Origin of the sequence: Aeromonas sp. CU5 (genome assembly GCF_002586745.1) — a bacterium.
Classification (GTDB): domain Bacteria; phylum Pseudomonadota; class Gammaproteobacteria; order Enterobacterales; family Aeromonadaceae; genus Aeromonas; species Aeromonas sobria.
Genome location: NZ_CP023817.1, coordinates 2,546,244 through 2,560,081 on the forward strand (window position 1 = coordinate 2,546,244; position 13,838 = coordinate 2,560,081).

The window sequence follows — 13,838 nt, forward strand, 5'->3', positions numbered from 1 at the left end:
GAAGTTATATGCCCTCAATACGTTTTAAAAGAGCCTCGGCCACCCTGTTGCCGCTGCTCTGTCTAATCTCCAGTCTCTGCACCCCGCTCGCCATGGCGCAAGATGTGCCCTCTCGAGCCACAGTTCAGCGCACGCTGGACAGTCTGGCGAAAACAGAAACGCCGACGGTCAGCCAGCAAGAGGATCAGAAGTTGCTGACCGCAACCCTCGCCCTGCTCGACAGCATCGACAAGGAAGAGGCCAAAGCTAAAACCCAGGCCCAGCGCATCCGCAGCTTGCCCACCGAGCTCAACGAGATCAGTGCCAAGATCGATGCCCTGACCAAGGGCAAGAGCGTCGAGCAGATCAAGAGCGAATACGCCAGCATGAGTCTGGCGGAGCTCGATAGCCGCCAGCCGGAAGTACTGGCCAATATGCAGGGAGCCCAGGAGGCGCTCGGCGCCATTGGCAGTCAGCTGACCACTCTGCAGACCCTGCCGGAGCGTGCCCAGACCAGCATGAGCCGCGCCTACCAGCGCAGCCAGGAGATCCGCAGCCGTCTCAATGCGGGCGAAACTGTCAGCAGTGCCGAGAAGATGAAGCTGAACGCCGAATCCGCACTGCTGGATCTGCAACTGGCGCTCCTGCAAAAGGATTTGGATAACCGCACCAGCATGCAGGATCTGGCGGTCAAACAGCGCGACTACCAAAGTGCCCGCCTCGCCAGCGAAGAGCAGAAACTGCAACTGCTGCAGGAGCAGAGCAGTGCCAAGCGCCTTGGCGACACCGAAAAAACGGCCGAACAGACCGGTGAACTGGTCGCCAGCGAAGATAACCCGCTGGTACAAAAAGAGCAGGAACTCAACCACCAGCTGAGTCAGCAGTTAGTCAACGCCACCAGCAACCTCAACTCGCTGGTACAAAAAAACCTGCAAGCCAAGACCTGGTTAGAACGCGGCATCCAGACCGAGCGCAACCTCAATGAACAGGTGCAGATGCTCAAAGGCAATCTGCTGCTCTCTCGTATCCTCTATCAGCTCTACCAGCAACTGGAGGCGGCCCCCGCAATCGCCGTCAAGAATCTGGAAGAGCAGATCGCCGATCTGCATCTGGCCCAGTTTGAACTGAGCCAGCAGCGTGACCAACTGTTCCAGAAGAACCTCTATCTGGACAACCTGATTGCCGGCAGCAAGGATCCGGTCAGCGATGAGGACAAGGCCAGCCTTGCCAAGCTGCTCGATACCCGTATCAACCTGCTGGACCAGCTTAACCGCCAACTCGACAGCCAGCTCACCAACGCCATCAGCCTGCAGCTGACCCAGCAGCAGCTGGCCCGTACCCACGACGCTATCGAGTTTACCCTGCAGCAGCACATCTTCTGGGTAAGCAGCAACAAGCCTATCGACAGCAAGTGGCTGATCAACTGGCCCACCCAAGCTTACAAACAAGCCTCTGACTGGGTGCTCAAGCCCGACTGGAAGCACTGGCGCGCACAGCTGCTGGCTGTCTCCGTACTGGCCTTCCCGCTGTTGCTGATCGGGGGCGTACTGATGTGGAAGCGCCCCATCCTTATCGAACAGCAGAAGCGGATCACCAAAGATCTGGGTCGCTTCCGTCAAGACAGCCAGTGGCACACCCCCAAGGCGCTGCTGTTCACCCTGTTGCATCGCCTGCCGGGCAGCCTGTTCATTCTGGCTGGCGGCCTGTTAATCACCTACTGCGGTCTGCTCAGCCCGAAACTAACGTTCCAGATCACCCTCAACCTCGCCCTCGGTTATCTGGTATTCAGTGTCTATCTGGCCGTGATGCGTCCGGGCGGTATTGCCGAATCCCACTTCCGGATCCCGAAGGCGGAGTTACAGGCCACACACACCAGCATGCGCTATCTCTGGCTGCCACTGCTGCCGCTGATCATGCTCGCGACCAAGGCGGTGGTTGAACCCTCGACTCTTGGCAACGACGTGATTGGCCAGGCCATGACCCTCTCCTTGCTTGGACTGGCCGCCTATCTGGTGTTCCCCATCTCCCGCGCCCGCATCAAGGGCGAGGCGAGCATGCAGAAGTCGATCATCGCGATCGCGCTGGCACTGGCGCCAGTGGCACTGATCGTGTTGGCGGTGCTTGGTTACTACTACACAGCACTGAAGCTGACCGGTCGCCTGATCGAATCCTTCTACCTGCTGATTACCTGGGGTTTGATCTACCGTACCGCCCTGCGTGGTCTGGAGCTGGCCGCCCGTCGCCTGGCTTATCGCCGTGCAGTCGCCAAACGTGATCACAAGTCTCAGGAAGATGCAGAAGGTGGCGAATCCATTGAAGAACAGCCAATGGATCTGGAGGATGTCAGCCAGCAATCCCTGCGCCTGACCCGTACCGTGCTGCTGGTGATCTTCGGCGTGGCCTTCTACTGGCTCTGGTCTGATCTGGTGGCGGTATTCTCTTACCTCGATAGCATGGTGTTGTGGCACAAGAGCGAAGGAACCGGCGCCAATGCCATCCTTTTCCCGGTTAGCCTCAGTGATGTGCTGATCGGCTTCCTCATGCTCGGAGGCGCCTGGTCACTGGCCCGCAACCTGCCGGGTCTGCTGGAAGTACTGGTGCTTTCACGGTTGCGCCTTGCCCAGGGTACGGCCTACGCCTTCACCACCATGCTCAACTACCTGCTGATTGGGGTGGGCACCCTGACCGCCCTCTCCATGATGGGCGTGCAGTGGGACAAGCTGCAGTGGGTCGCGGGTGGTCTGTCGGTCGGTATCGGTTTCGGTATGAAGGAGATCCTCTCCAACTTCGTCTCCGGCATCATCATCCTGTTTGAACGTCCGGTACGGATCGGTGACACCGTCACTATCGGCTCCTTCTCCGGTACCGTCTCCAAGATCCGTATCCGCGCCACCACCCTGACCGACTTCGACCGCAAAGAGGTGATCATCCCCAACCAGCAGTTGATGACCGAACGGCTGATCAACTGGTCCCTCAGTGATACCGTCACCCGGGTTATTGTGCGAGTTGGTGTGGCCTATGGTTCGGATCTGGAGCTGACCCGCACCCTGCTCAAACAGGCGGCGGATGAGAACAGCCGTGTACTGAAAGACCCGTCACCTATCGTCTACTTCCTCACCTTTGGCGCCAGCACCCTGGATCACGAGCTGCGCTTCTTCGTGAGCGAACTGGGTGATCGCAACCCGGCGGTGGACGAGTTGAACCGCAAGATCGATCAGTTGTTCCGCGAGAATGGCATCGAGATCGCCTTCAACCAGATGGATGTCTATATCAAGAACATGCAGGGAGAAGAGCAGAAGGTAGAGTCCAGCTCCACCGCCCTGCCGCCTCCAGCTGAAGATGGCAAGCAGCCAGCCTGATAGCCCAGCTGCAATGACTTGATGACAAAAGCCGCTCACCCAAGGGGAGCGGCTTTTTCATGGCTATCTCTCAATGACCTGTTGAAAGGCTAATCTTGGCATAACACATCAGTTCCAGGCCTACCATCATGGACATCTCAGCCTTTCAATACCGGTTGCGGGTAGCTGTAGCTACAAAGACCTTTGTAAGCAGAGTTCATCCAAACATGTTCAGACTGTCTCATCCCCCTGCGAGCACCACCAGACCGATCGGAAAACCCCCTCCCGCAGTCGCTATAAATCGGTTTACCACCCCTGGGCTCTGGCCTATGGTAAAGCATGCAATATATGCATCAAGGAGCCAGGTTCCCGATGAATGACCTAGAACTGCAACAGATCCTGTTTCGCTCCTTCGATGTAATACCGCTGCCTATTCTGGTGTCGGAAGCCATTACGCGACCCGATAGCACCTCACCGGACCCGCTTTCGCAACGGCTCCACCGTTTTATCAACAAGGCATTCCTTGAACAGCTGGGTTATGACCTTGCTGATCTGCCTGACATGGCCTCCTGGTTTCGACTCGCCTACCCGGATGAAGGGTATCGTCGCACCATCATCGATGCCTGGCATACCCAGGTGGAGCAGAGCCTGGCTCAAGGGCTGGAAGTCGCCGAAATGCCTGCGCTGATCCGCTGCAAGAACGGTCAGTCCCGTTGGTTTGTCGCCACCGCACAACTGGGGGCGGATGCCATCCCTGATTGCCATATCATCACCTTTCGCGACATTCACGACCTGCAGTGCATGGTGGAAGAGGTGAGTCACCTCTCCTGTACCGATCCCCTCACCGACCTGACCAACCGGCGCGGCGCCCAGCAACAGCTGCAGGCCCACAGGTTGCAAGATGAGACCCTGGCGGTGGTACTGGGGGATATCGACCATTTCAAGCTGATCAACGACTGTTATGGTCATCCTGCAGGCGATGCCGTGCTCTGTGCCGTCGCTCACGCCATGGCCAGCCAACTGCTGCCAGGGGAGAGCCTGGCCCGCTGGGGCGGGGAAGAGTTTTTGCTGATCTTGCCAGGTTGCACCATAGAGCGGGCCGCATTACGTGCCGAACAGCTGCGACAGCAGGTTTGTGCCACCCGCTTACCGTGGCAAGGGGAGCAGCTCTCGATCACCATCAGCTTGGGTTGTGCCAGCATGAAGAGCCAGGAGAGCCAGGAGAGCCTCGACAATCTGCTGATGATGGCCGACCGGGCCCTCTATCAAGCCAAGGCACAGGGGCGTAATAGGGTTGTCATCTCGGCACAATAGAGTGGTAACCAGAAGGGGAAGCCGACTCCCGGCCATAAAAAAACCGAAGCACCAGGCTTCGGTTTTTTATTGCAGCAACTGGCTTGCGCCAGCCGGGCATTACTTCTTGATACGGATAACCGGGGTCTCGCCCACAGTCACTGCACCAGTCAGTTTGATCAGCTCCTTGATCTCATCCATGTTGGAGATGACAACCGGCGTCAGGGTAGACTTGGCTTTCGCTTCCAGAATGGCCAGATCGAACTCGATGATGGTGTCGCCACGCTTGACCTGCTGGCCCTCATGAGCGATACGAGTGAAACCTTCACCTTTCAGTTCAACGGTGTCGATACCGAAGTGAACGAACAGCTCGATACCTGAGTCAGATTCCAGAGAGAACGCGTGGTTGGTCTCGAAAATCTTGCCGATGGTACCATCGCACGGAGCAACCATCTTGTTGCCGGTTGGCTTGATGGCAATACCGTCACCCACGATCTTCTCGGCGAAGACAACATCAGGCACATCTTCGATCGGTACGATTTCACCTGACAGCGGGGCATACAGCTCAATGCCACCGGTATCAGAGCTATCATCGGAAACCAGTTTCTTCAGTTTATCAAACAGACCCATAGTAAAGCTCCTAGAGATGATTTGTCGCTGCTTGCAGCCGATCTTAGCAGACTGCTTTTTGCTTAATAAAGTTATCTACGCAAGCTTCGATTTCAGCTGCAGTGGCAAAGCTCAGTGCCTGCTCGGCCATTGCCTTCACATCTTCAAAGTTGGTGTTGCGGATAAGCTTCTTGATACGCGGTACAGAGATGGCGCTCATGGAGAACTCATCCAGACCCATACCCAGCAGCAGCAGAGTGGCGCGCTCGTCACCGGCCAGTTCACCACACATACCGGTCCACTTGCCTTCGGCGTGGGACGCATCGATAACCATCTTGATCAGCGTCAGGACGGAGGGCGAAAGCGGGTTGTACATGGCGGAAATCATCTCGTTACCACGATCGACAGCCAGAGTGTACTGGGTCAGGTCGTTGGTACCGATACTGAAGAAATCCACTTCCTTGGCCAGATGGTGAGCCATCACGGCCGCAGCCGGGGTCTCGACCATGATACCCACTTCGATGGATTCATCAAAGGCTTTGCCTTCAGCACGCAGTTCGGCTTTCAGCGTCTCTACGGTAGCTTTCAGGCTACGGAACTCTTCGACAGAGATGATCATCGGGAACATGATGCGCAATTTACCGAAGGCAGATGCACGCAGAATGGCCCGCAGCTGAGCGTTCATGATGTCTGCGCGGTCAAAGAAGATCCGCACGGCACGCCAGCCCAGGAAAGGGTTCATCTCTTTCGGGAAATTCATGTACGGCAGTTCTTTGTCGCCGCCGATATCCATGGTGCGCACGATGATCGGCTGATCCGGCATCGCTTCGGCCACTTCTTTATAGGCTTTGAACTGCTCGTCTTCGGTCGGCAGCGCATCACGATCCATAAACAGGAACTCGGTACGGTACAGCCCTACGCCTTCGGCGCCATTACGGATGGCACCTTCGGTATCCTTGACGGTACCGATGTTGGCGCACACTTCGACCTGATGACCATCCAGGGTGATGGCAGGCAAGTCTTTCAGCTTGGCCAGCTCATCTTTCTCGGCCTGGAACTGGGCTTGGAACTTCTTGGCCTCGGTCAGCTGTTCAGCGGTCGGATTGACAATAATCTGGTTGTTGATCCCATCAAGGATCAGCAGGTCACCATTGTTGACACGCGCAGTGATGTCGTTGGTGCCCACGATGGCCGGCAGCTCCAGAGAGCGGGCCATGATGGAGGTGTGAGAGGTACGGCCACCGATATCGGTCACAAAACCCAGCACATATTTCAGATTGATCTGAGCAGTTTCAGACGGGGTCAGGTCTTTGGCGACCAGGATAACCTCTTCGTCGATGGTGCTCAGGTTGACAACGGCGATGCCCAGTACGTTCTTCACCAGACGGGTACCGATGTCACGGAAGTCAGTGGCGCGCTCACGCAGATAAGGGTCATCCAGATCAGCCATCATTTTGGCGTACTGTTCGATCACCTCATAAATGGCTTTGTCAGCGGAAGCCTTGTTGTCTTTGATGAAGGATCTGATATCCCCTTCCAGCTCCTCATCTTCGAGCAGCATGATGTGGCCTTCGAAGATGGCCTCTTTTTCCTCACCGAAGGTGCGACCGGCCATGGTTTTGATGGCTTCCAGCTGAGCAGCTGACTTGGTACGAGCTTCGAGGAAACGGTTGATCTCGACATCAATCTGCTCGGCAGAAATTTTGCCCTGATTGATAACGATTTCATCTTCTTTAAGAAGAAGCGCCTTACCGAATGCGATACCGGGGGACGCAAGAATGCCAGATATCATAATCCTTCCTATTAAAACGACTGTGGGGGAGGAATAAAGCTGGATTACTCCAGCTCGTCCATCAGGGCAACCAGCTTCTCAACAGCTTGTTGAGCGTCCGGACCATCGGCCTGGATGGTCACGTTGGTGCCCTTGGTCAGGCCCAGGGTCTGCAACTTGAACAGGCTCTTGGCGCTGGCGGACTTGCCACCGGAGACCACAGTGATCTCGCTTTGGAATTCTTTGGCTTCTTTCACGAACTGAGCTGCTGGACGGGTGTGCAGGCCGTTTTCAGCAGTGATAACAACAGACTTCTCGTACATGGTTTCACCCCATATTATTGATATTTTTTGGTGGATTGGTCGGTTTTTAAGCGCCCTGACCCACCGTGTCAGTATGGATATGTTGTAAAGTAACGAAAGCAGACCCGCAATAGCTTAATCCAGGTCAAGTTTCTGTGCAGTAATCGGCGCGCTGGTTGGCAATTTTCAGTTATTGGGCTACAAGCCGCATCAGGACTGGCCTGAAATTATTTTATAACGAAAAATAACACTTTGTTACTTTGTGATACCAAGCCAGCAAACACCGCGTGACGCCGCACAGGATATGAGATTTGCCGCACGATGTCTGCTTTTTTTCTCATGCAGGAACTTGTTATTTTACCCCAAAAAATAAGAAACAAGTGACACTAACTGGCGCTGAGTCTAGCCCATAAAGAAGCGGCGCTCCTGAGAGCGCCGCTTCTTTGACAAAATCCGATCAGTTACTGTTGCAGCTCTTGCTCGCTGAATACCCCGGCAAACAGGGCGCTGGAGAGGTAACGCTCCGCCGCGCTCGGCAGTATCACGACAATCGTTTTTCCTTCGAATTCTGGCAGTTCTGCCAGACGACTGGCCGCCACTACCGCGGCACCCGAGCTGATACCAGCCAGAATGCCCTCTTCCTCCATCAGGCGGCGGGCCATCTCGATGGCTTCGTCGCTGGTGACCTGCTCAACCCGATCAATCAGGGACAGATCCAGGTTGCCCGGGATAAAGCCGGCGCCGATACCCTGGATCTTGTGGGGGCCCGGTTTGATCTCTTCACCGGCCAGCTTCTGGCTGATGACCGGCGACTCGGCCGGTTCGACCGCGACAGAGACCACCGCCTTGCCCTGAGTCTGCTTCAGATAACGGGAGACACCGGTAAGGGTGCCACCGGTACCGACCCCGGCCACGAACACATCTACCTCGCCGTCGGTGGCATCCCAGATCTCGGGGCCTGTGGTCTTTTCGTGGATCTCCGGGTTAGCCGGGTTTTCAAACTGTTGCAGCAACACATACTTGCCCGGCTCGGATTCAAGGATCTCGTTGGCCTTGGCAATGGCCCCCTTCATGCCGAGCGGCCCTTCGGTCAGCACCAGATTGGCACCGAGCGCCTTGAGCAGCTTGCGGCGTTCCAGGCTCATGGTGGCGGGCATGGTCAACGTAATGGCATAACCACGAGCAGCCGCAACAAACGCCAGAGCAATACCCGTATTACCGCTGGTGGGCTCGATGATCTCCTTACCCTTGGTCAGGATGCCGCGCTTCTCGGCATCCCAGATCAGGTTGGCACCGATACGGCACTTGACGCTGAAGCTAGGGTTACGGCTCTCGATCTTGGCCAGCACGCGGCCTTTGGTAACACGGTTGAGACGAACCAGCGGGGTGTGACCGATAGTCTGGCTGTTGTCCTCAAAAATTTTGCTCATGGTGCTATCCCTGTGTTTGTTACGACGATGAAACAAGATTACCCTGTGATTTCTGAATGAGAAGTGACTATTCGTTATAACCATATGGTATTACAACATATAGAGCTTATTCTCTCTGGCCCCTGACTCCGGGCGCCAATCGTCAAAGGAACCGACGTTATGGGATTTTCAGGAAGCAGCGATTATCTCGCCTCCGATGCATTGAGGATGGCGGTCAATGCCGCCATCACCCTCGAAAAACCGCTACTGATCAAAGGGGAGCCGGGCACCGGCAAGACAGTGCTGGCAGAAGCGGTCGCCGACCATCTCGGCACAGACCTCATTGCCTGGCATATCAAGTCCACCACCAAGGCCCAGCAGGGGCTCTACGAATACGATGCTGTGGCCCGGCTGCGCGACTCCCAGCTCGGCGACCCCAGAGTGGCCGATATCGGCCACTACATTCGCCAGGGCAAGCTGTGGCAGGCCTTCAGCGCCGAGCAGCGGCCGGTGCTGCTGATCGACGAGATCGATAAAGCCGACATCGAATTCCCCAACGATCTGTTGCTGGAGCTGGATCGGATGGAGTTCGATGTCTACGAGACCGGCGAGCGAGTCAAGGCGCGCCAGCGGCCGGTGGTCATCATCACCTCCAACAATGAAAAAGAGCTGCCGGATGCCTTCCTGCGCCGCTGTTTCTTCCACTACATCCGCTTCCCCGACAAGGCCGAGATGCAGGCCATCGTCAAACTCCACTACCCAAACCTCAAGGAGAGCCTGCTCGGCGAAGCGATGGAGCTCTTCTTCGAGCTGCGCGAGGTAGAGGGGCTGCGCAAGAAGCCCTCTACCTCAGAACTGCTGGACTGGATCCGGCTGCTCTTGGCCGACGATATCGCCCCCGAGGCGATGCGCGCCCGCGAGCCGGGCAAGCTGGTGCCCGCGCTTTACGGCGCCCTGCTCAAGACCGAGCAGGACCTGCATCTCTTCGAGAAGCTCGCCTTTTTGGCCCGGCGCGGCAGCTGACCCATGCTGATCGACTTTTTTACCCACCTGCGCCGCCACAAGCTCCCCTGTAGCCTGCGCGAACTGCTGGACTTGCACGCCGCACTGGCAGCACGGCTGGTCACTATCGATATGGACGAGTTCTACCAGCTCGCCCGCTGCCTGCTGGTGAAAGACGAGGCCCACTACGATCGCTTCGATCGCGCCTTCGCCGAATATTACCAAGGGCTGGAAGCCATCCCCCTGCTGCCGGAGAGCCTGCCCGAGGAGTGGCTACGCAAAGAGTTCGAGCGACTGCTGAGCCCTGAGGAGAAGGCCTTGCTTACATCCCTCGGCGGACTCGACAAGCTGCTGGAGACCCTCAACCAACGGTTGAACGAGCAAAAAGATCGCCACGCCGGTGGCAACAAATGGGTAGGCACAGGCGGCAGCAGCCCGTTTGGCCACGGCGGTTTTCACCCCGAGGGGGTGCGCATGGGCGGAGAGGGGCAGCACGGCAAGGCGGCCAAGGTGTGGGAGGCCCGACACTATCGCAACTTCAGCGACGACTCGCCGCTCGGCCAGCGCGCCATCCAGCTGGCGCTGCGCAAGCTCAGACGCTGGGTGCGCAAAGGCAGTCCCGACGAGCTGGATCTCGACGAAACAATAAGCAGCTCTGCCCGGCAGGGGTGGCTTGATGTGAAGCTGCGACCCGAGCGCCACAACGGGGTCAAGCTGTTGGTCTTTTTCGATGTGGGAGGCTCCATGGATGCCCACGTGGCCGAGGTGCAGCGCCTGTTCTCCGCCCTGCGCCACGAGTTCAAGCATCTGGAGTACTTCTATTTTCACAACTGCCTCTACGACTTCGTCTGGAAGGACAACGCCCGCCGCTTTGAGGAGCGGTTCGACACCCTGCAGCTGCTACGCACCTACGGCAGCGACTACCGGGTAATTTTGGTGGGAGACGCCAAGATGGGTCCCTACGAGATCAGCTGGCCCGGCGGTGCCGTTGAGTACTGGAACGAGGAGTCGGGTCAGGTATGGCTCACTCTCTTGCAGCAGCACTTTCCCAAACTGGTGTGGATCAACCCTATTCCGCGGCGGGAGTGGCTCTGGCACCCCTCCATCAAGTTGATGAATGACGTGGTTGGCGGGCGGATGCATCCGCTGACCCTGGCGGGTCTCGCTGCGGCGATCGACCAGCTGTAACCCTCTCTACCCTATAAACCGACAAGCCGGGAACGCACCCGGCGAGGAGCAAAGATGACCTCTATCGTGATCAGTGGCTCAGGCCTCTATACCCCACCCTTTGCCGTCAGCAATGAAGAGCTGGTGGTCGCCTTTAACCAGCATGTGGATCTCTACAACGAAGAGAACGCCTCCGCCATCGACGCTGGCCAGCTACCCGCCAAGCAGCATTCAAGCTGCGAGTTCATCGAGAAGGCCTCCGGCATCAAGAGCCGTTATCTGGTGAGCCGCGAGGGGGTGCTCAACCCCGACATCATGCAGCCGCTGCTGGCGGAACGGCCCGATGAAATGCCCTCCATCATGGTGGAGATGGCGGTGGCCGCCGCCGAACAGGCGCTGATCGCCGCTGGCCGCGAGCCGGGGGAGATCGATTTGGTGATAGTGGCAGCATCCAATATGCCGCGCCCCTATCCGGCGCTGGCCATCGAGCTGCAGCACTATCTGGGGGCGAGCGGCATGGCCTTTGACATGAACGTGGCCTGCTCATCCGCCACCTTCGGCATCAAGACTGCCGCGGACATGTTGGCGGCAGGCACCGCCAGAGTAGCGCTGGTGGTCAATCCGGAGATCTGCTCGGGGCACCTCAATTTTCGCGATCGGGATAGCCACTTTATCTTCGGCGATGCCTGCACTGCTGTGTTGCTGGAGCGGGAAACCGATTGCAAGGTCGCCAATCCGTGGCAACTGGTGGCCAGCAAGCTGGTGACCCAGTACTCCAACAACATCCGCAACAACTTCGGCTTTTTGAACCGGCTGAGCCCGCGTACCCGCTATGGCGATGACAAGCTGTTTCGCCAGCAGGGGCGCAAGGTGTTCAAGGAGGTGTTGCCGCTGGTGTGCGACCAGATCACCAGCCAGCTCGATGAGCAAAGCTGGCCCGCAGAGAGCCTGAACCGGCTCTGGCTCCATCAGGCCAACCTCACCATGAACCAGTTCATCGGCCGCAAGCTGCTGGGCCACGATGCCAGCCAACAGGAGGCGCCGGTCATTCTTGATAGCTATGGTAATACCAGCTCGGCGGGTTCCATCATCGCGTTTCATCTGTACAATCGCGACCTTACTGCGGGGGCCCGCGGCGTACTTTGCTCATTTGGCGCTGGCTACTCCATCGGTAGCCTGCTGCTGCGGCGCCTGTAATGGCGGGCCTCCCGCCGACATAACAATAACCAGCAACATGGGTGGGAATATGCAGAGGATCACGGGGCGCTGCGCCCTGCACTACGGGGTAACCCTGTCACTATTTTGTCTCTATGGCTGGCAGGTCTGCCCGTTTCTGGAGAGCCTCACCCTACCCCAGTTGCTGGGGCCAACCCTGGTGACGTTCGCCATCATGTTCGCCGTGCGCAACCGGCTGCTCTCAAGGCGGCCCCTGCCGCGCAACGAGCTGAACGGGTTCGGCCTGGAGGTGGGTTTCTACCTGCTGGGGGCGCTGCTGCTCTCGTGCTACAACGCCCTGAACCACGACTTTCCGCTGGAGAGCCACCTCAAGGTGCTGCTGGGGATGACTACCCTTGGCTTTCTGGTGGCAGCCGATCTGACCCTGGAGCGGGGCTGGCATCGGGCCAGAGCACGGCAAGCCGAGCAGAGTCTGGCGCTGAGCCACCCGCTGGCCATGCCGCTGCCACGCAAGTTCACGCTCTTTACCCTGGCGACCCTCACCCTGCTGGGAGGCGTCTTCTTCTTGCTGTTCAACAAGGATCTGGAGTGGCTGGTGACGGTGGAGCGCAGTCTGCCGAGGGCCGATGCCCAGCACTACATCCTGTGGGAGATCGCCTTCGTGATGACGGTGACCTTCTGCTATCTCGCCCTCATCATCCACGGTTATGGTCGCAATCTCGGCCTCTCCCTGCGCCAGCAGACCCGCACCATGGCCAGAGTGCAATGCGGTGACTTCGACGCCCGGGTGCCGGTCACCCGGGATGACGAGTTCGGCCTGATTGCCGCCAGCACCAATCAGATGATCGGCGAGCTGAAATCCCGCAGCGACGAGCTCAACCTGACCCGTGACGTGGCCATCCTCGGCCTCGCCTCGCTGGCGGAGACTCGGGACAACGAGACCGGCGCCCATATCATCCGCACCCAACACTATGTGAAGGCGCTGGCGCAATACCTCAGTCGCAACGACCGGGATCGCTACCCGCTCGATGACGCCACCATCGACCTGCTGTTCAAATCGGCGCCCCTGCACGATGTGGGCAAGGTGGGCATTCCCGACGCCATCCTGCTCAAACCGGGCAGGCTGACCGACGAGGAGTTCGCCATCATGAAGCGCCACCCGCAGATCGGCGCCGATGCGCTGGCCAGTGCCGAGGCGCAGCTGGGCTCCAACTCCTTCCTGCGACTGGCCCGGGAGATCTCCCTCACCCATCACGAAAAGTGGGATGGCAGCGGCTATCCGGCAGGGCTGGCGGGTGAGGATATTCCTCTCTCCGGGCGCTTGATGGCGGTGGCGGATGTCTACGATGCGCTCATCTCGAAGCGGGTCTACAAACCTGCATTCAGCCATGACGAGGCGAAGGCCATCATCGTGAAAGGGAGCGGCAGCCATTTTGATCCCGGCATCGTCGCGGCTTTTCTCGCCTGCGAAGCGCAGTTCAGGGAAATTGCCGCGCAGTTTCAGGATCACCACTGAGCAGGCGCATCCCGACCCTTTGCCGTGGTGGCTGACAGGACAACCTGCGTCATAAAAATGCGCACAAGCGGCATGTGCCACGCCGGGCATATTGATATTTCCCTTTATTTACAGATGTTTTTTGTCATTTTGTGATCCGGGTTCGTGCAGATGGCACAACCGGGATCACAAGATGGCAGGAAAATCGCGACATTAGCCATCCGGCGTCAATGATGGCTTCCAATGAAAGCGAGGTTTGCTATCATCCGGTGATATTTTTCATCTTTCGCCAGCCAA

Annotated in this window: 10 protein-coding genes; 6 read left to right on the plus strand and 4 right to left on the minus strand. The window is 57.9% G+C overall.

The features are described 5' to 3' along the window. Positions 1 to 8: 8 nt before the first annotated feature. Both mscK and CK911_RS11120 read left to right on the plus strand, forming a co-directional pair. Complete coding sequence (gene mscK / locus CK911_RS11115; RefSeq protein ID WP_098969965.1) at positions 9 to 3,338, plus strand: mechanosensitive channel MscK; 3,330 nt, start codon at positions 9 to 11, stop codon at positions 3,336 to 3,338. 351 nt (positions 3,339 to 3,689) lie between these two features. Then, on the plus strand, positions 3,690 to 4,631 hold the full coding sequence (locus tag CK911_RS11120) for a sensor domain-containing diguanylate cyclase (protein WP_098969966.1): 942 nt from the start codon (positions 3,690 to 3,692) through the stop codon (positions 4,629 to 4,631). Positions 4,632 to 4,730: 99 nt separating this feature from the next. Here CK911_RS11120 and crr read toward each other — a convergent pair whose 3' ends face one another. The 4 genes from crr to cysK all read right to left on the minus strand — a co-directional run bounded on the left by crr (position 4,731) and on the right by cysK (position 8,722). Then, positions 4,731 to 5,240: a PTS glucose transporter subunit IIA gene (gene crr / locus CK911_RS11125; RefSeq protein ID WP_042020191.1), complete on the minus strand. Its 510-nt coding sequence runs from the start codon at positions 5,238 to 5,240 to the stop codon at positions 4,731 to 4,733. A gap of 43 nt (positions 5,241 to 5,283) precedes the next feature. Further along, positions 5,284 to 7,011, minus strand: a complete 1,728-nt coding sequence (gene ptsI, locus CK911_RS11130; RefSeq protein ID WP_098969967.1) for a phosphoenolpyruvate-protein phosphotransferase PtsI — start codon at positions 7,009 to 7,011, stop codon at positions 5,284 to 5,286. A gap of 44 nt (positions 7,012 to 7,055) precedes the next feature. After that, on the minus strand, positions 7,056 to 7,313 hold the full coding sequence (locus CK911_RS11135; RefSeq protein ID WP_005338266.1) for an HPr family phosphocarrier protein: 258 nt from the start codon (positions 7,311 to 7,313) through the stop codon (positions 7,056 to 7,058). 440 nt (positions 7,314 to 7,753) lie between these two features. Next, positions 7,754 to 8,722, minus strand: coding sequence for a cysteine synthase A (cysK, locus tag CK911_RS11140; protein ID WP_042020187.1), 969 nt, complete (start codon positions 8,720 to 8,722; stop codon positions 7,754 to 7,756). 159 nt (positions 8,723 to 8,881) lie between these two features. Between cysK and CK911_RS11145 the strand changes: the two genes are divergently transcribed. The 4 genes from CK911_RS11145 to CK911_RS11160 are packed head-to-tail and all read left to right on the plus strand — an operon-like array spanning position 8,882 to position 13,562. Beyond that, complete coding sequence (locus CK911_RS11145; protein ID WP_098969968.1) at positions 8,882 to 9,724, plus strand: MoxR family ATPase; 843 nt, start codon at positions 8,882 to 8,884, stop codon at positions 9,722 to 9,724. 3 nt (positions 9,725 to 9,727) lie between these two features. Then, positions 9,728 to 10,891 (plus strand): VWA domain-containing protein, encoded by a 1,164-nt coding sequence (locus CK911_RS11150; protein WP_098969969.1) that lies wholly within the window; start codon positions 9,728 to 9,730, stop codon positions 10,889 to 10,891. 54 nt (positions 10,892 to 10,945) lie between these two features. Continuing rightward, on the plus strand, positions 10,946 to 12,067 hold the full coding sequence (locus tag CK911_RS11155; RefSeq protein WP_098969970.1) for a beta-ketoacyl-ACP synthase III: 1,122 nt from the start codon (positions 10,946 to 10,948) through the stop codon (positions 12,065 to 12,067). A 49-nt stretch (positions 12,068 to 12,116) separates the two neighbouring features. Then, the gene (locus CK911_RS11160) at positions 12,117 to 13,562 is read left to right on the plus strand and encodes an HD domain-containing phosphohydrolase (RefSeq protein ID WP_098969971.1); all 1,446 of its coding nucleotides are present in this window, start codon (positions 12,117 to 12,119) and stop codon (positions 13,560 to 13,562) included. Positions 13,563 to 13,838: the final 276 nt, after the last annotated feature.